14 protein-coding genes and 7 tRNA genes are annotated in these 19752 nt (G+C 48.9%); 5 read left to right on the top strand and 16 right to left on the bottom strand.

Annotated features, from left to right (window positions below):
- Positions 1-6: 6 nt before the first annotated feature.
- The 4 genes from corC to miaB form a co-directional block, all read right to left on the bottom strand.
- Entirely contained in the window at positions 7-891 is an 885-nt protein-coding gene (gene corC / locus CPY98_RS05565) for a CNNM family magnesium/cobalt transport protein CorC (RefSeq protein ID WP_096386702.1), read from the bottom strand.
- Between the two features lie 80 nt (positions 892-971).
- The gene (ybeY, locus tag CPY98_RS05570) at positions 972-1445 is read right to left on the bottom strand and encodes an rRNA maturation RNase YbeY (protein ID WP_040045675.1); all 474 of its coding nucleotides are present in this window, start codon (positions 1443-1445) and stop codon (positions 972-974) included.
- Positions 1446-1471: 26 nt separating this feature from the next.
- A complete protein-coding gene (locus CPY98_RS05575; protein WP_025800665.1) occupies positions 1472-2530 on the bottom strand; it encodes a PhoH family protein in 1059 nt (352 codons plus the stop codon).
- Between the two features lie 417 nt (positions 2531-2947).
- Positions 2948-4372, bottom strand: a complete 1425-nt coding sequence (miaB, locus tag CPY98_RS05580; RefSeq protein WP_025800666.1) for a tRNA (N6-isopentenyl adenosine(37)-C2)-methylthiotransferase MiaB — start codon at positions 4370-4372, stop codon at positions 2948-2950.
- A gap of 243 nt (positions 4373-4615) precedes the next feature.
- Here miaB and ubiF point away from each other — a divergent pair, with 243 nt between their 5' ends.
- The gene (gene ubiF, locus CPY98_RS05585) at positions 4616-5791 is read left to right on the top strand and encodes a 3-demethoxyubiquinol 3-hydroxylase (protein ID WP_096386705.1); all 1176 of its coding nucleotides are present in this window, start codon (positions 4616-4618) and stop codon (positions 5789-5791) included.
- Between the two features lie 198 nt (positions 5792-5989).
- Here ubiF and CPY98_RS05590 read toward each other — a convergent pair.
- From CPY98_RS05590 to nagB, 12 genes are all read right to left on the bottom strand, one after another.
- A tRNA-Gln gene (locus CPY98_RS05590) sits at positions 5990-6064 on the bottom strand.
- A gap of 66 nt (positions 6065-6130) precedes the next feature.
- Positions 6131-6205 (bottom strand) — tRNA-Gln (locus CPY98_RS05595).
- A 2-nt stretch (positions 6206-6207) separates the two neighbouring features.
- Positions 6208-6284: transfer RNA gene (locus CPY98_RS05600), tRNA-Met, on the bottom strand.
- A 45-nt stretch (positions 6285-6329) separates the two neighbouring features.
- Positions 6330-6404: transfer RNA gene (locus tag CPY98_RS05605), tRNA-Gln, on the bottom strand.
- 40 nt (positions 6405-6444) lie between these two features.
- Positions 6445-6519 (bottom strand) — tRNA-Gln (locus CPY98_RS05610).
- A 26-nt stretch (positions 6520-6545) separates the two neighbouring features.
- A tRNA-Leu gene (locus CPY98_RS05615) sits at positions 6546-6630 on the bottom strand.
- Positions 6631-6658: 28 nt separating this feature from the next.
- A tRNA-Met gene (locus CPY98_RS05620) sits at positions 6659-6735 on the bottom strand.
- A gap of 240 nt (positions 6736-6975) precedes the next feature.
- Positions 6976-8643 (bottom strand): asparagine synthase B, encoded by a 1668-nt coding sequence (gene asnB / locus CPY98_RS05625; RefSeq protein WP_096386708.1) that lies wholly within the window; start codon positions 8641-8643, stop codon positions 6976-6978.
- Between the two features lie 342 nt (positions 8644-8985).
- Positions 8986-9738, bottom strand: coding sequence for an HAD-IIA family hydrolase (locus CPY98_RS05630; protein WP_025800669.1), 753 nt, complete (start codon positions 9736-9738; stop codon positions 8986-8988).
- An 81-nt stretch (positions 9739-9819) separates the two neighbouring features.
- Positions 9820-11052 carry an N-acetylglucosamine repressor gene (locus CPY98_RS05635; protein WP_043491831.1) on the bottom strand — a complete coding sequence of 411 codons (1233 nt, stop codon included), beginning with the start codon at positions 11050-11052 and terminating at the stop codon, positions 9820-9822.
- A gap of 73 nt (positions 11053-11125) precedes the next feature.
- Complete coding sequence (gene nagA, locus CPY98_RS05640) at positions 11126-12277, bottom strand: N-acetylglucosamine-6-phosphate deacetylase (protein WP_043491834.1); 1152 nt, start codon at positions 12275-12277, stop codon at positions 11126-11128.
- 27 nt (positions 12278-12304) lie between these two features.
- A complete protein-coding gene (gene nagB, locus CPY98_RS05645; RefSeq protein WP_043491837.1) occupies positions 12305-13105 on the bottom strand; it encodes a glucosamine-6-phosphate deaminase in 801 nt (266 codons plus the stop codon).
- A 344-nt stretch (positions 13106-13449) separates the two neighbouring features.
- Here nagB and nagE point away from each other — a divergent pair, with 344 nt between their 5' ends.
- The 4 genes from nagE to chiQ all read left to right on the top strand — a co-directional run bounded on the left by nagE (position 13450) and on the right by chiQ (position 19749).
- Positions 13450-15486 carry an N-acetylglucosamine-specific PTS transporter subunit IIBC gene (nagE, locus tag CPY98_RS05650; RefSeq protein WP_025800673.1) on the top strand — a complete coding sequence of 679 codons (2037 nt, stop codon included), beginning with the start codon at positions 13450-13452 and terminating at the stop codon, positions 15484-15486.
- A 266-nt stretch (positions 15487-15752) separates the two neighbouring features.
- A complete protein-coding gene (glnS, locus tag CPY98_RS05655; protein WP_025800674.1) occupies positions 15753-17420 on the top strand; it encodes a glutamine--tRNA ligase in 1668 nt (555 codons plus the stop codon).
- Between the two features lie 556 nt (positions 17421-17976).
- Positions 17977-19362: a chitoporin gene (gene chiP, locus CPY98_RS05660; protein ID WP_043491843.1), complete on the top strand. Its 1386-nt coding sequence runs from the start codon at positions 17977-17979 to the stop codon at positions 19360-19362.
- A gap of 57 nt (positions 19363-19419) precedes the next feature.
- Positions 19420-19749, top strand: a complete 330-nt coding sequence (chiQ, locus tag CPY98_RS05665; protein WP_096386710.1) for a ChiQ/YbfN family lipoprotein — start codon at positions 19420-19422, stop codon at positions 19747-19749.
- The last annotated feature ends 3 nt before the right edge of the window (positions 19750-19752 follow it).

Genomic DNA, 19752 nt, shown 5'->3' on the forward strand with positions numbered 1-19752 from the left:
TTGTTATTAATCTTCCAGATCCAATTTCGGTTGAGGGGACTCATCCGGGATTTTGACATGAACCTGTATAATGCGTCGACTATCGGCCATGGCTACTTTGAATTGGTAACCATCAATGTCAATGGTTTCGCCGCGTGCCGGTAGGTGGCCAAAGGCTTGCATTACCAAGCCACCCACGGTATCAACTTCTTCGTCGCTGAAGTGAGTACCGAAGGCTTCGTTAAAGTCTTCAATTTGAGTCAACGCACGCACGGTATACATGTGGCGGCTGATTTGACGCACATCGCGATCTTCAACTTCGTCATATTCATCGTCGATTTCACCCACAATAAGCTCGAGGATATCTTCGATGGTAACTAAGCCAGAAACGCCACCGAATTCATCGATAACGATCGCCATGTGATAACGCTGTGAACGGAACTCTTTGAGCATACGGTCAACACGTTTGCTCTCTGGAACAACCACGGCCGAGCGCAGCACTCTGTCGATGCTGAACGGCTCAGAATCGCTGCGCATAAACGGCAGCAAGTCTTTCGCCATCAGGATCCCTTCGATGTGATCTTTATCTTCGCTAATCACCGGGAAACGAGAGTGGGCAGAATCAACAATCACGTCTAGACACTCTTCCAGCGTCTGATTACGTTTCAAGGTGACCATTTGGCTACGTGGGATCATGATGTCGCGAACGCGCTGCTCCGCAATATCCATCACGCCTTCCAGCATGTCACGGGTATCGGGATCGATCAGATCGTTTTGTTCGGAATCACGGATCAGTTCAACTAAATCTCCACGGTTTTTAGGTTCTCCGTGGAACAGCTGATTGAGAATCAGAGAGAAAAAACCCTTTTTGGGACTGGGGCTATCGTTGTTTTGTGAATGGTCGTCGCTCATGGCGTTAGTGTGTGGTTACTCATATAAGTGGTCAATAATTCACGTCATACGGCGCGATTAGGGGCCGCATGACGCAATAGTTAATCGGATTCTTTTTCCGCCGCGTAGGGATCGGGATACCCGAGTTCCTGCATGATTTCGGCTTCTAAAGCTTCCATTTCTTCTGCTTCTTCATCGATGATGTGGTCATACCCTAGCAGATGTAGACTGCCATGAACAACCATATGCGCCCAATGCGAAAGCAGGGAGATCTCTTGTTCTTTTGCTTCTGCTTCAACTACCTGCCGACAGATAATCATATCACCCAGCAGCGGAAGCTCAATGCCCGGAGGCGCTTCGAACGGGAAGGATAACACGTTGGTCGGTTTATCCTTACCACGATAGGTCATATTGAGCTCGTGACTCTCTGCTTCATCAACCAAACGAATGGTGACTTCCGCCTCTTCTTGAAACTTAGGTAGCACCGCTTCAAGCCATTGACGGAAATCGGCCTCGGCGGGTAATCCCTCCGTGTTTTCGCAGGCGATTTGCAGATCTAATATTACATTGCTCATAGTGTGTTGCTCATAATACTTCCAGCTTAGTGTGATTCTTGCCCTGAGGCTGAGGTTTGGGCTTCGCGCTTACGCTGTTCCGCCAGCTCATCTTTACGCTTTTGCTCCGCCAGTTCCCACGCTTCATAGGCCATGACGACCTGCGCAACGACCGGATGACGTACCACGTCTTCACTGGTCAGGAAGTTGAAGCTTATCTCTTCAACGGAAGAAAGCACTTCAATGGCATGGCGTAATCCCGACTTCTGCGCGCGCGGTAAGTCGATCTGGGTGACGTCACCGGTAATGACCGCTTTCGAGTTAAAACCGATACGCGTCAGGAACATCTTCATCTGTTCGATGGTGGTGTTTTGGCTTTCATCGAGAATGATAAACGCGTCATTCAGCGTGCGTCCGCGCATGTAGGCAAGCGGGGCAACCTCGATGACGTTGCGCTCCATCAGCTTTTCAACGCGTTCAAAGCCGAGCATTTCGAACAGCGCATCATACAAGGGACGCAGGTAAGGATCGACTTTTTGGCTTAAGTCACCGGGTAAGAAGCCCAACTTTTCACCGGCTTCTACCGCAGGACGGGTGAGCAAAATACGGCGAATTTCTTGGCGCTCTAAGGCATCAACCGCGGCAGCAACGGCAAGATAGGTTTTACCGGTACCCGCAGGGCCAACGCCAAAGGTAATATCGTGATCCAACACGTTGGCGATGTACTGCGCCTGATTGGGCGTACGCGGCTTGATTACGCCGCGCTTAGTTTTGATATTAACGGCTTTGCCGTATTCAGGCACATGGTCAGACACCTGTTCCAAAATGCCACTTTCTTTGATGGCTAGATGGATTTGTTCAGGAATAATATCCGGGATATGACCGCGCATTGGCGCCGTATCAACATACAGATGGCGCAGGATATCTTTGGCGGCATTGACGCAGGCCGCTTTACCCACCAGTTTGAACTGGTTATCGCGATGGCTGATTTCGATACCTAAACGGCGCTGTAGTTGCTTAATATTGTCATCAAACGGGCCACACAGGCTGTTTAGTCGCTGATTATCCGCCGGTTCTAATGCAAGTTCTTCAGTGATAATGTTCAAACTATTCCTCTGAGCTTATACCCATAACTAATAGCGTAAATGATACATGGCATTACGCCATTATTCTTCATCTGCGGGCTATTGTGACCAGAATTGCCAATACGCTTCGCAATTTCTCATTATTCAATGGGGGAGGAAGTGCATAATTTCAACCCATTTTGTTTTTCATGTTAACTGAAATGCATTATAGAGCCGCCAGCAGGGATGCTGGTGGCAGGTTGAAGGCACACAGGATGTGTGCTCTGAAACCGGTCGGCCAAGCGACTCGGTAAAAGCGCGCGGGTATTGGGTGCGCGCGCTGGCGCACCCAATTCGGTCGCCGATACCCGTGTCTGCATAGGAGTACGTTGGCTTAATAGGCGAACGAAATGTTACACCGCTCGCTCATTAACCTTAGAAATGTAAGAGCATCAAGCACTAAGGCTGATAGCTCCCCACCCCCAACGCATCCTCTTTACGCGTGCGTGCAATAACCGACTCCGGTGACTCATGAACGCGCAAATCCATCTGATCTTCGGTACGTACTAACACGCCACGCAGAGAGTTGGTTCTGACTTCGGTAATTTCTACATCCACGAAGGTGCCTACCAGCTCTGGTGAACCTTCGAAATTCACCACGCGGTTATTTTCAGTGCGGCCTGAGATTTCCATAACATTTTTGCGTGATACCCCTTCCACCAAAATACGCTGCACGGTGCCAACCATTTTGCGGCTGTAGCTCTGTGCCTGCTGATTGATGCGGTCTTGCAAAATATACAGGCGCTGTTTTTTCTCTTCTTCAGAAACATCGTCAACCATGTCGGCGGCTGGCGTACCTGGGCGCGGTGAGAAAACAAAGCTGTAGCTCACGTCGAAGTTGATTTCAGCTATCAGCTTCATGGTTTGCTCAAAATCTTCCTGCGTTTCACCGGGGAAGCCGACGATAAAGTCTGAACTGATGAGAATATCGGGTCGCGCTTTACGCAGTTTGCGAATGATGGATTTGTATTCAAGTACCGTATGGGTACGTTTCATCATATTCAGAACTCGGTCTGAGCCGCTTTGTACCGGCAGATGCAGGAAGCTAACAAGCTCAGGCGTGTCTTCATAAACGGCGATGATATCGTCGGTAAATTCAATCGGATGGCTGGTGGTAAAGCGAATGCGGTCGATTCCATCAATGGCGGCAACCAAGCGCAGCAGCTCGGCGAAAGTACAAATATCGCCGTCGAACGAAGGGCCGCGATAGGCATTCACATTTTGCCCAAGCAGATTGACTTCGCGCACGCCTTGGGCGGCAAGCTGAGCAATTTCAAACAGCACGTCGTCGCATGGGCGGCTGACTTCTTCACCGCGGGTATAAGGCACCACGCAGTATGTGCAGTATTTATTACAGCCTTCCATGATGGAGACAAAGGCGCTTGGGCCGTCGGCACGCGGCTCGGGAAGCCGGTCGAATTTTTCGATTTCAGGAAAGCTCACGTCCACGATAGGGCTTTTGCTACCGCGAACCTTATTAATCATTTCTGGCAAACGATGCAGCGTTTGTGGGCCAAAAACGATGTCGACATAGTGGGCGCGCTGGCGCAGCAGTTTGCCTTCCTGCGAGGCCACGCAGCCCCCAACGCCAATAATCACGTTTGGATTCGCTTCTTTGAGTAACTTCCAGCGGCCGAGTTGGTGGAAGACTTTCTCTTGGGCTTTCTCGCGAATCGAGCAGGTATTTAGCAGCAAGACATCTGCCTCTTCGGCATTTTCGGTCAGTTCGAAACCGTGCGTGCTGCCCAGTAAATCTGCCATTTTAGATGAGTCATACTCATTCATCTGGCAGCCCCAGGTTTTAATATGCAGTTTTTGTGTCATCGATTTGCCATTGCTTTATGCAGGTGGATTTCGGACAGACCGGCACTGTTATCTAAAGCGGATAAAGCATCGGGTGAAAATCGCCATAGATATTAAAAGGTAGAGGTGTCGGAACAAGCCCATACGCAGGTCGGCTATTGTAATCTTTGCCTTAGGTCATGACTACCCTATAACCTCACGCTTTGTGCACGGAATCAAAGGTAAAATCCGGTACAATGGCGAAATATATCAGCGGGAGGATTTATGGCCGAGCATAAAAGTGATGTTGTCGTTATCGGAGGCGGCATGGTGGGTGCGGCAGCCGCGTTGGGGTTGGCCCAGGCCGGTTTTACTGTCACGGTTGTTGAAAACCGTACGCCTCGTCCATTCGATGCGTCACAGCCACCTGATTTACGAATATCGGCTATTAGTGCTTCATCGGTGGCGTTGTTAGAGAGTTTAGGCGTATGGAAAACCGTACGTCACATGCGCAGTGCGGCCTATCGTGGTTTAGAAACCTGGGAGTGGGAAGCATCTCGCGTCAGTTTCAGCGCCCAAGAGCTGGGTATTCCAGAGCTCGGCTATATGCTAGAAAACGAAGTGTTGCAGCTTGCGCTTTGGCAGCATTTAGAGCAGATGCCTAATATTTCGCTGATGGTTCCTGCTGAATTAAAAACCATCGTGCCAGGCCAAGACGTATGGAACGTGGAATTGAGCGACGGCCGTGAAATTGAAACCAAGCTGGTTTTAGGTGCCGATGGCGCAAACTCTCTGGTGCGCGCTCAGGCGGGCATAGGCGTGCGTGGTTGGCAATATCGTCAATCATGCATGCTGATAACCGTTCAAACGCTGGAAGACCCCTTAGACGTCACGTGGCAGCAGTTTACGCCGCAGGGGCCGCGCGCTTTTCTGCCGCTGTGGGATAATTGGGCTTCGCTGGTCTGGTATGACAGTCCCGCTAGGATCCGTCAGCTTATGGCATTGCCAATGTCGCAGCTTACGCAAGAAATCAAACAAACCTTCCCCGCTCGTTTGGGCGATGTAACGGCAATAGCCGCTGGATCGTTTCCTCTGGTGCGTCGTCATGCGAACCGTTACGTGCAAAGTGGTTTAGCTTTGCTTGGCGATGCGGCGCACACCATTAATCCATTGGCAGGGCAGGGCGTTAATCTGGGATATCGCGACGTAGATGCGTTGTTGGACGTGGTGATCAATGCACGTCAGCAGGGTGAAATCTGGCACAGCGAGGAAATCCTGAAACGCTATCAGCACCGCCGTCGCCCAGATAATTTACTCATGCAGGCCGGTATGGATCTGTTTTATAGCGCTTTCAGCAACGAGCTTAAGCCGTTACAGCTGGTGCGAAATTTAGGATTAATGGCAGCGCAGCGCTCTGGAGAGTTAAAAAAACGTGCGTTGAAGTACGCGTTGGGGTTGTAGACCCTAACAATGTGCTGACTGCCTACGAGATCGAGATACACGGGGGCGACCGTAGGGTGGGGCGCTCCGGCAGCTAAAGCTGCTACGACCCCATCCCTACGATTCCCCCTAAAATCAGGCTTAATTATTGATAACGACTATTCACCGCTGAAGAAAATCAAGACGAAAAAAAGCTCGCTAAAAGCGAGCTTTTTTTATTGGCTGGGGTACGAGGATTCGAACCTCGGAATGCTGGTATCAGAAACCAGAGCCTTACCGCTTGGCGATACCCCAATTGTTTGGGTGTTACTCATTGCGTTTTTTAACGCGTAAACCTGTTTAAAACAGATTTAAGAAATTTGGCTGGGGTACGAGGATTCGAACCTCGGAATGCTGGTATCAGAAACCAGAGCCTTACCGCTTGGCGATACCCCAAATGGTGGCTACGACGGGATTCGAACCTGTGACCCCATCATTATGAGTGATGTGCTCTAACCAACTGAGCTACGTAGCCAACTCAAGGAAACTCTATATTACGTAATTCTATTAGCCAATTCTATGGCTGGGGTACCAGGATTCGAACCTGGGAATGCTGGGATCAAAACCCAGTGCCTTACCGCTTGGCGATACCCCAATCGGGAATAGAATTCACTAGACCTTTTCGAGGAAAAGGATGGCTGGGGTACCAGGATTCGAACCTGGGAATGCTGGGATCAAAACCCAGTGCCTTACCGCTTGGCGATACCCCATCCGCTGCAAAACCGAGTCGTTTAAATGGTGCGGGAGACGAGACTTGAACTCGTACACCTTGCGGCGCTAGAACCTAAATCTAGTGCGTCTACCAATTTCGCCACTCCCGCTCATTTAATCGAAGGTGTTGAAAATAGATGGTGGCTACGACGGGATTCGAACCTGTGACCCCATCATTATGAGTGATGTGCTCTAACCAACTGAGCTACGTAGCCATCTATTTTTCGCCAACCTTCATCGGCGTTGCGGGGCGCATTATGCGTATATGAGAAAGTTGCGTCAACCCCTTTTTTATCGGAAAAGGGCATCTTAGGCACGTTTGCGCGGGGATTATACAGCTCGGTGAGAAAATCAACAAAATTCAGGCTTATTAATAGGGTAAAACGGCGTTATCGATAAAAAAACGGCGAACCTAAAAAGTTCGCCGTTTAGTGGATAGATGAATTTTTAAATCACTACTTTTGATAAGCCGACTGATGTACGCCTACAGCACGGCCTGACGGGTCATCCATTTTTTTGAAAGATTCATCCCATTCAATCGCTTTTGCCGAAGAACAGGCAACGGAAGGGCCGCCCGGAACGCACTCTGCAGCGCTAGGCACGGGGAATAACTCTTCAAAAATTTCACGATACAAATAGCCTTCTTTCGAGTTTGGCGTGTTGTATGGGAAACGGAAGTGCGCATTTGCCAACATTTGATCGCTAATCTGCTGATTCGCGGTTTCTTTTAAGGTATCGATCCAGCTATAGCCGACGCCGTCGGAGAACTGTTCTTTCTGACGCCATGCGACGCTGGCTGGCAGATAGGATTCAAAACATTCACGTAAGATGTATTTCTCCATTTTGCCGTTGCCGCACATTTTATCTTGTGGGTTTAGGCGCATAGCGACGTCGAGGAATTTTTTATCCAAGAAAGGAACACGTGCCTCAACGCCCCACGCTGACATCGCCTTGTTAGCACGGGCGCAGTCATACATATGCAGAGCCAGCAGCTTACGCACGGTTTCTTCGTGGAACTCTTTGGCGTTTGGAGCTTTATGGAAGTAGAGGTATCCGCCAAAGACCTCATCGGCTCCTTCGCCGGAAAGCACCATCTTGATGCCCATGGCTTTTATCTTACGTGCCATCAGATACATCGGCGTTGAGGCGCGGATGGTGGTCACGTCATAGGTTTCGATGTGATAAATCACGTCGCGAATTGCGTCTAATCCTTCTTGCACCGTGAAATGAATTTCGTGATGCACCGTGCCAAGATGGTTAGCGACTTCCTGCGCGGCTTTTAAATCCGGAGATCCTTCCAAACCCACGGCGAAAGAGTGCAGCTGTGGCCACCATGCTTCGCTGCGTTCACCGTCTTCAACGCGGCGAGCGGCAAATTTTTTGGTAATGGCGGAGATCACCGAGGAGTCGAGCCCGCCAGACAGCAACACGCCGTAAGGAACGTCAGACATCAGATGGCTTTTGACCGATTCTTCCAGAGCTTCTTTCAATTGTGCTGCGTCAGTGTGGTTCTCTTTGACGTTATCGAACTCAAACCAGTCGCGTTGGTAGTAGCTATGAATTTCGCCATCGTCGCTCGACATGTAGCTGCCTGCCGGGAATTCTTTGATGGTGCGGCAAACCGGAACCAGCGCTTTCATCTCTGACGCGACGTAGAAGTTGCCGTGTTCGTCATAACCCATGTACAGCGGAATGATTCCGAGATGATCTCGGCCAATCAAATAGCTGTTTTTTTCTGCGTCATATAAAACAAAGGCAAACATGCCCTGCAGTTCGTCTAAGAACGCAGAACCTTGCTCTTCGTATAGCGCCAAAATAACTTCACAGTCAGAGGCCGTTTGGAATTCATAACGACCTTCGAAACGCTGGCGCAGAGCCTGATGGTTATAAATTTCACCGTTCACGGCAAGAATATGGGTGTGCGCGGCATTGTACAAAGGCTGGGCGCCGTTGTTGACGTCAACGATAGACAGGCGCTCATGCGCCAGAATCGCGTTGTCAGAAGCGTAAATGCCGGACCAATCTGGGCCACGATGACGCATCAGGCGTGATAGCTCGAGCGCTTTTTTGCGCAGCTCAACAGGATCGGTTTTTAAATCAAGCACACCAAAGATAGAACACATAGATTTCTCCCATACTGCATTGTCTAGTTGTGACGTTGTGGGTCAGTTTAAGGCGGTAAAAGATTATTGATTTACGACTCAGAGAGGCGTTTACCGCTGCTATAAATAATAAATTGCGTCAAAACCTGAATAGAATGCAAGCGCTTTAGCGTAATGGTGAGAAATAGTCAGTTGGCGTACTTAAAAACTTAATGATTGTTCATTTTTTTAAGTGAATTATTGATGAATCGATAATTTTTTAGCGTTCATTGTAGAAACGATAAAAAGCAGCGCAGAAAAAAGTGAAGAAAAAAAAGAGGAGAATCGCGTCTGGCCAAGCAGACCAGACGCAAAGGGGTAACGTTAGATTATGTCAATATCGGCAACGGAGGGATAAATGTAGTTAGGGCGGAACGGCATGTTATCGACGTCGTTTAACGTAGAAACGCCGGATAGCACTAATATCGTTTCTAGCCCCGCTTGGAAGCCTGCCAGAATATCGGTATTCAGATTATCACCGATGATTACGGTGCTTTCTGAATGGGCCTGCATCTTGTTAAGCGCGGCACGAATAATCCACGGGCTCGGTTTACCAACGTAGAATGGCTTGCGGCCTGAAATGAGTTCAATTGGCGCACACAGGGCACCACAGGCGGGGTAAAAGCCACGACCGTGTGTATCTGGATTCGTCGCGATAAACCGTGCGCCGTTAACTACGAAGTAAGAGGCCTTATGGATCATCTCCCAGTTATACGAACGGGTTTCACCAACGATAACAAAATCAGGGTTGATATCGGTAATGGTAAAGCCTGCTTTATATAATTCGTGAATTAACGCACCTTCACCAATCACATAGGCTTTTTTCCCTTCCTGACGCTTGAGAAAATCGGCGGTGGCCATGGCTGAGGTGTAAAACACGCTTTCAGGAACATCAAGCCCGGCGGCTGCGAAGCGGTTCGCCAGATCCTGCGCGGTTTGAGAAGGGTAGTTGGTCAGAATGACGAGAGGAATGTCTTTTTCTTGAATACGTGCCAGAAATTTATCTGCACCCGGAACCGGAGTGTTGTCGTGCATCAAAACGCCGTCGATGTCACAAATAATACTTTTGATTGTCATGGATTTATTACTCGTTAAGTTGACAAGCACAAATCATATCATGCTTGTCAGCTAACGCAGCAGCTTCAAATAAGCAAAGAACTAGTGCGGATGTTGCCCTTCCAGCAGGCGCTGTAGCAATACACCGTTGAGCATGGCTCGCTTCACCAGCGCAAATGCCCCAATGGCTGAGCGATGATCTAATTCAGAGGTGACCACCGGTAAATTAATGCGGAAATTCTTCAAAGCTTGCGTATTGATACAGCTTTGAATGGCAGGCAGCAGCGTTTTTTCTGCTTCAATAATTTCGCCCGCGATAACCACTTTCTGCGGGTTAAACATGTTAATCGCAATCGCAATAGCGCGGCCAAGATAACGGCCAACCAATTCAATGACTTCTGTTGCTAGTGCGTCGCCTTTATTTGCTGCTTTACAGATTGCGGTGATACTACAATCGTCCAACGAGAGTTTGCTTGGATAGCCTTGTTCGAGCAGATGACGAACGCGTTGTTCAATGGCGGCGTTGGCGGCCACGGTTTCCAAGCAGCCGAAATTCCCGCAGTGGCAACGTTCGCCTAATGGATCGATTTGGATGTGACCAATCTCACCGACGTTGCCTTTACTGCCGAGAAATATTTTCTCATTCACGATGATGCCAGCACCGGTTCCTCGGTGTAGGCGTACCAGCATTGAATCTTCACAGTCGCGGGTGGCGCCGAAATAGTGTTCAGCTAAAGCAAGGCTACGAATATCGTGCCCCACAAAGCTGGTGACGTTAAATCGATCTTCCAGCGCATTAACCAACGGCCAATCGTTAACGGTAATATGTGGCATGTAGCGCACAATCCCATGCTGTGGATCGACTAATCCGGGCAGGATCACCGCAATGGCAATCAGCTCGCGGATTTTACGCTGGTAGGTGAGCATGAACTGCTCAATGTTATTCAGCAGTGCATTTTCCACTGTTTCCTGAGTACGTTCAGGCAACGGGTAGTGCTCTTCGGCCAGCGACTTTCCACTCATATCGTACAGCGTGATGGTGGCGTCGTGACGCCCTAAGCGGATGGCAATGGTATTGAAGAGGCGGGTTTCTGTCACAATGGAAATGGCACGGCGGCCACCGGTAGACGCTTGCTGATCGACTTCTTTGATCAGCCCGCGCTCCAGTAGCTGGCGGGTAATTTTGGTGACGCTAGCGGGGGCAAGCTGGCTTAGTTCGGCAATTTGAATGCGCGAAATAGGGCCTTGTAGATCGATCAAACGGTAAACAGCGGCGCTGTTAAGTTGTTTAACCAGATCTACGTTACCAATTTGTCCTTGTCCGCCTGTGGTCATCAATTTATTACCCGCTTATAAAAATAGAGCTCAAGTTAATAAAGAAAGCACGCAGACTGATGTACGTTCTCTCTTATTTATTTTCGTAAACCGTTTCGCCGTTCACGATGGTTTTGATTACGCGATAGTCTGAAGTGAAAGCGGTCAGGTTCGCCACTTTACCCGCTTCGATGCTTCCCAGACGGCTATCAACGCCCACCGCGCGCGATGGATAGAGCGTTGCCATGCGCAATGCTTCATCCAGAGCAATACCGACGTGCTCAACGCTATTTTTGACGGCGTCGATCATGGTCAGTGCAGAACCGCTCAGCGTACCGTTTTCATCAACGACTAAACCGTTGCGGTAATATACTGTTTTTCCGGCGAAAATGAAGTGATCTATGTTAGCGCCTGCCGGAGCAGTTGCATCGGTGACCAGCACCAGATGTTCGCCTTTCAAACGTTTAGCCAGACGAATACTCGGCCAAGCAACGTGGTGACCATCGGCGATGATGCCGGTATACACTTCAGGAGTGTCGAAAATAGCGCCCATCAGACCTGGTGCACGACCAGAAATGACTGGCATTGCGTTATAAAGGTGAGTCGCAAAGCTCATGCCTGCGGCGAAGCCTTTACGCGCTTCTTCATAGGTGGCATTAGAGTGACCCGCGGAAACCACAATACCGGCGGCTTTCAGCTGTTGGATAGATGCCTGAGTCGCGACTTCTGGAGCCATCGTCACTTTGGTGATGGCGTCCGCGTGCTCGCACATGAAATCGATCATTTCATGATCCGGTTTACGGATGTATTTCGGATTGTGCGTGCCTTTCTTTTCTAAGCTGATGTATGGGCCTTCAATATGCAGACCTAGCGCCTGATTCTGGTGCTTGGTCAGATAGCTGCGCATAACATCAATACCGTGCTTCATTAAATCGTCAGCACAGGTGATAAGCGTAGGTAAATAGCTGGTACAGCCTGATTTCTCGTTGGCGTGCTGCATGATTTCAAGCGTTTCTTCAGAAACCGCTTCGGTTGAATCATTAAACTGAACGCCGCCACAGCCATTAAGTTGCAGATCGATGAAACCAGGAGCAAGGATTGCCCCGCCTAGATCGTGAGTTTCAATGCCTGACGGAAGTTCAGCGACAGGACAGATCTTTTCAATTAAGCCATTGGCGATCATTACTGCATGGTCGTCGAGAATATCGTGGCCGGTATAAATCCGACAATGGGTCAAAGCGTACATCACATACCCCTGGTTACAGGTTGAAAATTACAGATTCTTCATGTTTTCCGCTTCTAACTCGCGGAAGTACTTAACTGTTTTGACTTTCAGCTCCATCGTTGAAGGCTCATCGCATACGATGACGGACTTCGGATGAAGTTGCAGAGCGCTGATCGTCCACATATGGTTGACGCTGCCTTCAACGGCGGCCTGCAGAGACAATGCTTTCGCGTGGCCAGTGACCAGAATCATCACTTCTTCAGCGTCCAATAATGTGCCAACGCCTACGGTGAGCGCGTATTTTGGCACTTTTGTCATGTCGCCATCAAAGAAACGAGAGTTTGCGATACGGGTTTCTTCGGTCAACGTTTTGATGCGAGTGCGCGACGCTAAAGATGATGCTGGCTCGTTAAAAGCAATATGCCCATCGTTACCTACACCACCCATAAACAGATTGATTCTGCCGTAGGATTTAATTTTTTCTTCGTAGCGGCGGCATTCGGTATCAACGTCGGCCGCATTGCCGTTCAGCAAGTTAATGTTTTCGCGTGGGATATCCACGTGATTGAAGAAATTATTATACATGAAGCTATGGTAGCTTTCTGGATGCTCTTCCGGCAGCCCGATGTATTCGTCCATGTTGAACGTCACCACGTTTTTAAAGCTGATTTCGCCAGCCTTGTGCAGCTCGATCAAACGTTTGTAGGTTTGCAGCGGGGTGCCGCCGGTTGGCAGACCGAGAACAAATGGACGCTCAGCCGTTGGTTTGAAGGCATTGATACGGTTAACAATATGACGGGCAGACCATAAGCCAACGTCTGCAGCATTACTTAGAGGGATAAGTCTCATAGGGCACCTTTAGTGAATATAAATCTATATTATAAACGGGGGTCCACATTGCTCTTTGCTCAGAGTATAAGGCGTAATGCTTGCTAACGACTAATGTGTGACCTAACGCCGCTTTGATTTTTCGAATGATAAAATAAGTTTTGTATGATGGCTAGCAATTAGGCATGTTTAGAGCCTCCTTTGGTGATATTTATCACAAAACTGGAGGTTTTAATTTGCGGAGAAAAATAATTTTTTTACACTCCTGATTGTAGTCCATACTGTCAACTTAATAATTAAGTCAGTTATGACGTGACCATGAGCAGTGCCAATTCGAGCAATGACGGGTCCACAAGGGGGAAATGGTGAGTATTTTAGGTTATCTGCAAAAAGTCGGCCGTGCGCTGATGGTACCGGTGGCGACGCTACCGGCTGCCGCGATATTAATGGGTGTCGGTTACTGGATCGACCCGGTAGGTTGGGGGGGGGATAATGCGTTAGCGGCCTTCTTCATCAAGTCGGGCTCTGCCATTATCGACAACATGTCTGTACTGTTTGCGATCGGTGTCGCTTACGGTATGTCAAAAGATAAAGACGGCGCTGCCGCATTAACTGGCTTTGTTGGCTTCTTGGTATTGACTACGCTGTGCTCTCCGGCCGCCGTAGCCATGATCCAGAAAATCCCTGCGGATCAGGTTCCAGCTGCATTCGGTAAGATTAATAACCAGTTCGTCGGTATCTTGGTGGGTATTATCTCTGCTGAACTGTACAACCGCTTCAGTGGCGTTGAGCTGCCAAAGGCGCTGTCCTTCTTCAGCGGCCGTCGTCTGGTGCCAATCCTGACCTCCTTCGTCATGATTCTGGTCGCGTTCATCCTGATGTACATCTGGCCGTTAATCTTTGACGGACTGGTTAACTTCGGTGAACACATTCAGAAAATGGGCTCCGTCGGCGCAGGTATCTACGCGTTCTTCAACCGCTTGCTGATCCCAGTGGGTCTGCATCATGCCCTGAACTCCGTATTCTGGTTTGACGTTGCAGGTATCAACGACATTCCTAACTTCCTGGGTGGCGCACAGTCTATCGAAGCGGGTAAAGCCGTTGTGGGTATCACGGGCCGTTATCAGGCTGGTTTCTTCCCAATCATGATGTTTGGTTTACCGGGTGCTGCGCTGGCGATTTACCACTGCGCGCGTCCAGAAAACAAAGCCAAAGTGGCTGGTATCATGATGGCCGCTGCGTTTGCAGCCTTCTTCACCGGTATCACCGAACCGTTGGAATTCTCCTTCATGTTCGTTGCACCAGTACTGTATGTTCTGCATGCATTCCTGACCGGTATTTCTGTATTCATCGCTGCTTCTATGCACTGGATTGCGGGCTTCGGCTTCAGCGCCGGTCTGGTGGATATGGTGCTGTCTTCACGTAACCCGCTGGCAACTCACTGGTACATGCTGATCCCTCAGGGTCTGGTGTTCTTCGTGATTTACTACGTGGTGTTCCGTTTCACTATCACCAAATTCAACCTGTTGACCCCAGGCCGTGAACTGGCTACCGACGCTGACGAAAGCGCTGATGGCTACGATCTGGATCTGGACAATGCGAAAGGTGGTAACGAAACGGCAAATCTGGCACGCAATTACATTGCTGCTGTCGGTGGTTCTGCCAATATCACCGGTATCGATGCCTGTATTACACGTCTGCGTCTGAGCGTTAAAGACTCTGCTATCGTCAACGATAGCTTGGCTAAGCGTCTGGGTGCTTCTGGTGTGATTCGCCTGAACAAACAAAGCGTACAGGTCATTGTAGGTACACGTGCCGAAGCAATCGCGACCGCAATGCGTGGCGTGATGGCATCGGGCCCAATTGAAGCTGCCACTGCGCATGCTGCTCCAGCCGCCGCTGAAGCAAAAGCACAGGCAACGCCAAACGCCGCTGCGGTAGTAAAAGCGACGCTGGTTTCTCCAATCACCGGTGAAGTGGTTGCGCTGGATCAGGTTCCTGATGAAGCGTTCGCTAGCAAAGCCGTGGGTGACGGTGTTGCGGTTCGCCCAACGGATAAAACCGTGGTTTCCCCAGCTCGTGGCACTATTGTTAAGATCTTCAACACCAACCATGCGTTCTGTTTAGAAACGGATGAAGGTGCGGAAGTCGTTGTTCATATGGGCATCGATACCGTGGCGTTGAATGGTCAAGGCTTCAAACGCCTCGTTGAAGAGGGTGCAGAAGTGAAAGCGGGTCAGCCAATATTAGAGATGGATTTGGAATATCTGAACGCCAATGCACGCTCAATGATTAGCCCAGTTGTTGTCAGCAACATCGATGATTTCGGTGGTCTGAAAGCGCTGGCAGCGGGTCATGTTGTGGCGGGTGAAACCAAACTGTATGACATCACTGCAAAATAAGAGCTTTGCAAAATAACTTGTCTGCGAACGGTTAGCTGATTTATCAGAAACTGTTTTAAGCAAGCAGAACGGAGAAGGGGGGACCTTTCTCCGTTTTTTTGTTTTTAGCGTCCGCTGATATACAGTGTCACTTAGCAGATCTTTCATCTTTTGACATAACCACAGAAAAAACGCCGTGATAATGGCAACAAACGGTTGTTTCCCGCCACAGGTTGTAAGATCATTACTGGTTATAAGTCGCGTTTTTAGGCATAGAGGAATAGAAAATGAGTGAGGCTGAAGCCCGCCCTAGTAACTTTATCCGTCAGATCATCGATGAAGATCTGGCCTCAGGTAAACATAATTCAGTTCATACCCGTTTTCCGCCGGAGCCAAACGGCTACCTGCACATTGGCCACGCCAAATCCATTTGCCTGAACTTTGGCATTGCCAAAGATTATCAAGGCCAGTGCAATCTGCGCTTTGATGACACCAACCCGGTGAAAGAAGACATTGAATACGTTGAGTCCATTAAACGCGACGTACAGTGGCTAGGTTTTGAGTGGAGCGGCGCGGTGCGTTACTCTTCTGATTACTTCGATCAGCTGCACCAGTACGCCGTAGAGCTGATTAGCAAGGGCCTTGCTTACGTTGATGAGCTCACTCCTGAACAGATCCGTGAATATCGCGGTACCCTGACTTCTCCGGGTAAAAATAGCCCGTATCGCGATCGTAGCGTTGAAGAGAACCTGGCACTGTTCGAAAAAATGCGTAACGGCGAATTTGCCGAAGGCACCGCGTGCCTGCGCGCCAAAATTGATATGGCCTCTCCGTTCATCGTGATGCGCGATCCGGTTCTGTACCGTATTAAGTTTGCTGAACATCACCAGACCGGCAACAAATGGTGCATCTACCCGATGTACGATTTCACCCACTGCATTTCCGATGCGCTGGAAGGGATCACGCATTCACTGTGTACGCTGGAATTCCAAGACAACCGCCGTCTATACGACTGGGTTTTGGATAACATCACGATTCCAACGCATCCACGTCAGTACGAGTTTTCTCGTCTGAATCTCGAATATGCCATCATGTCTAAGCGTAAGCTGAACCAGCTGGTGACCGAGAAAATTGTAGAAGGGTGGGATGACCCACGCATGCCAACAATTTCTGGTCTGCGTCGTCGTGGCTACACGGCCGCTTCTATTCGTGAATTCTGCCTGCGTATTGGCGTGACTAAGCAAGATAACAACGTTGAAATGGCGGCGTTAGAGTCTTGCGTGCGTGATGACCTGAATGAAATCGCACCGCGTGCGATGGCGGTTTTGGATCCGGTTAAAGTGGTTATTGAAAACATGTCTGCGGATAGCGTAGAAATGCTGGCGATGCCAAACCATCCAAACAAGCCTGAAATGGGCAAACGCGAAGTGCCGTTTAGCAACGAGATCTATATCGATCGCGCTGATTTCCGCGAAGAAGCTAACAAACAATACAAGCGTTTGGTATTGGGTAAAGAAGTTCGCCTGCGTAATGCCTATGTGATTAAAGCCGAGCGCGTTGAGAAAGACGCTGACGGTGAAATCACTACTATTTACTGCACCTACGATGCGGATACGTTGAGCAAAGATCCTGCTGATGGTCGTAAAGTGAAAGGCGTTATTCATTGGGTATCTGCAAACCACGCAGTGCCTGCTGAATTCCATCTGTACGATCGCTTGTTCAGCGTTGCCAACCCAGGCGCGGCGGAAGACTTCCTGTCTACCATCAACCCTGAGTCGTTGGTTATCCGTAAAGGTTTTGTTGAACCAAGCCTTGCTGTAGCGACTTCAGAAGTCACCTACCAGTTCGAACGTGAAGGCTATTTCTGCGCTGATTGCCGCTATTCCGCGCCAGACCATTTAGTGTTTAACCGCACTGTGGGTCTGCGTGATACGTGGGCAAAAGTGGGTGCATAACCCAAGATAGTCCTCGCTAGATTGCAATCACAAAAAGCCGCTTACCTATGCTGTAAGTGGCTTTTTTTATGTCTGTCTTCAACATACCCCATCAGTTTTTAAATCCTAATTGTAAATAGTTTAGTAATTCGATGTTATTTCTCGAAGTGCATAAACACACTCTGAATATTCGTTTCACGAATTAATTAATTGCCACAGATTTACCTCGATATAAAAATAGTTATCCCATCAGCGTTTGTTTTCTAAGCATTTTTATCTGAATTTACAATGCAATTATAAATATAATACTGTTTTTAAAGCGTATTTTAAGTTGCTCTCAGTGAAAGTGTGTCACATGTAACAAAACATTAAAATATGTGCACTAGCTCAAGAATTGACACAATTGTTTTACTTTTCATTTGATAATTCGCGTCGCGAAAAATAGTCTAAGACGGTAGATGAGCAATTGAGCTATTCACTCTACTACGAATTAACTTTTCCCCATTTTAGGGGTTTTGCGTCCTAGACAGGTGAACGTCGAGGGTCGCGTTTTTCAAAGTCAAAGAGGATCGATTTTATGGTTACGCATCGTTTGAAGCGCAACGCGCTAACGCTCGCCATAACTGGGGTGTTGTTGGGTAGTGGTTTTTATGCAATGCCAGAAGCTAAGGCTGAAGGTTTTGTTGATGATTCAACGCTGACGGGGGGTATTTACTACTGGCAACGTGAGCGTGACCGTAAAGATGTCACCACTGGAAACTACGAAACCAACCTGAATCATTCCACGTGGAACGCCAACCTAGATTTCTCATCCGGCTATGCAGCCGACATGTTTGGTATTGATGTTGCCGCATTTACCGCAATCGAAATGGCAGAGAACCATGATAGCGGGCATCCAAACGAAATTGCCTTCTCCTCGAAAAACAAAGGCTACGACGAAGACTACTCGGGTGATAAGAGTGGCATAAGCCTTTACAAAGCTGCTGCGAAATTTAAGTACGGCCCCGTCTGGGCGCGTGCGGGCTACATTCAGCCAACGGGCCAAACTTTACTGGCGCCACACTGGAGCTTTATGCCGGGTACCTATCAAGGTGCTGAGGCCGGTGCAAACTTTGACTACGGTGATGCAGGAGCGCTGAGCTTCTCCTACATGTGGACCGACAAATATAAAGCGCCATGGCATACCGAAGTTGATGGCTTCTATCAAAACGACAAAAAAACCGGCGTTTCTTATCTGCACTCATTGGGTGCCAAGTATGACTTCAAAAACGATTTCATACTGGAAGCGGCCTTTGGTCAGGCTGAAGGTTATGTCGATCAATACTTTGCAAAAGGTTCCTACAAGTTTGATGTCGCGGGTAATCCGATGACAACCAGCTACCAATTTTATGGCACCCGCGATCGCGTACATGACGGCGGTGTGAATGATATTTATGACGGAACCGCATGGTTGCAAGCGCTGACGTTAGGCTACAAAGTTGGGCAGTTCGACTTCCGCTTGGAAGGTACTTACGTTAAAGCGGAAGGTAATCAGGGCTATTTCTTACAGCGTATGACTCCAACCTACGCCTCTTCAAACGGTCGCTTGGACATTTGGTGGGACAACCGCTCTGACTTCAACGCCAACGGTGAAAAAGCCATTTTCGGCGGCGTGATGTATGACCTGAGCAAGTGGGATCTGCCGGGCTTCGCCATCGGTGGTTCTTATGTTTACGCATGGGATGCGAAACCAAGCACTGACCCGCAGTACGATCAAAGCCAGCGCGTGAAAGAAAGCGCCTACAGCCTGGATGCGATGTACACCATTCAGGACGGCCGCGCGAAAGGCACGCTGTTCAAACTGCACTTCACTCAGTACGACAACCATTCAGACAACCCAAGCTGGGGCGGCGGTTACGGCAACATGTTCCAAGACGAACGTGATGTTAAGTTCATCGTTATCGCACCGTTCACCATTTTCTAAGCCAAAGATTCTGCATGTTTAACTAAGCATGCAGAGTCATTTTGACGAGATAAAAACATGAAAAAAATTCTATTGGTTGTCGCTGCCGTTGTTGGATTAAGTGCCTGTGTGCAGCAATCTACTGCCCCTCAAGAAGATGCAAAGTTAAAACAAGCCTACAGCAACTGCATTAATACCGCTGAAGGTAACCCAGATAAAATTTCAGCCTGTCAGTCGGTGTTGGAAGTGCTGAAGCAAAGTAAAACGCATCAGGCCTTTGCCGAAAAGGAAAGCGTACGCGTATTTGATTACCAAAATTGTATTCAGGCGGCTAAAACCGGTGCTGGAGATAATTACCAGCAGGCCTGTAACAAAGTTTGGCAGGAAATTCGCAGCAACAATAACTGATTA

Origin of the sequence: Hafnia sp. CBA7124 (genome assembly GCF_002355555.1) — a bacterium.
GTDB classification, from domain to species: domain Bacteria; phylum Pseudomonadota; class Gammaproteobacteria; order Enterobacterales; family Enterobacteriaceae; genus Hafnia; species Hafnia alvei.

What these genes read in the sequence shown, in the direction of transcription:
- corC (WP_096386702.1), bottom strand. Translation starts at nt 891, where the DNA reads ATGAGCGACGACCATTCACAAAACAACGATAGCCCCAGTCCCAAAAAG.
- ybeY (WP_040045675.1), bottom strand. Translation starts at nt 1,445, where the DNA reads ATGAGCAATGTAATATTAGATCTGCAAATCGCCTGCGAAAACACGGAG.
- miaB (WP_025800666.1), bottom strand. Translation starts at nt 4,372, where the DNA reads ATGACACAAAAACTGCATATTAAAACCTGGGGCTGCCAGATGAATGAG.
- ubiF (WP_096386705.1), top strand. Translation starts at nt 4,616, where the DNA reads ATGGCCGAGCATAAAAGTGATGTTGTCGTTATCGGAGGCGGCATGGTG.
- asnB (WP_096386708.1), bottom strand. Translation starts at nt 8,643, where the DNA reads ATGTGTTCTATCTTTGGTGTGCTTGATTTAAAAACCGATCCTGTTGAG.
- CPY98_RS05630 (WP_025800669.1), bottom strand. Translation starts at nt 9,738, where the DNA reads ATGACAATCAAAAGTATTATTTGTGACATCGACGGCGTTTTGATGCAC.
- CPY98_RS05635 (WP_043491831.1), bottom strand. Translation starts at nt 11,052, where the DNA reads ATGACCACAGGCGGACAAGGACAAATTGGTAACGTAGATCTGGTTAAA.
- nagA (WP_043491834.1), bottom strand. Translation starts at nt 12,277, where the DNA reads ATGTACGCTTTGACCCATTGTCGGATTTATACCGGCCACGATATTCTC.
- nagB (WP_043491837.1), bottom strand. Translation starts at nt 13,105, where the DNA reads ATGAGACTTATCCCTCTAAGTAATGCTGCAGACGTTGGCTTATGGTCT.
- glnS (WP_025800674.1), top strand. Translation starts at nt 15,753, where the DNA reads ATGAGTGAGGCTGAAGCCCGCCCTAGTAACTTTATCCGTCAGATCATC.
- chiP (WP_043491843.1), top strand. Translation starts at nt 17,977, where the DNA reads ATGGTTACGCATCGTTTGAAGCGCAACGCGCTAACGCTCGCCATAACT.
- chiQ (WP_096386710.1), top strand. Translation starts at nt 19,420, where the DNA reads ATGAAAAAAATTCTATTGGTTGTCGCTGCCGTTGTTGGATTAAGTGCC.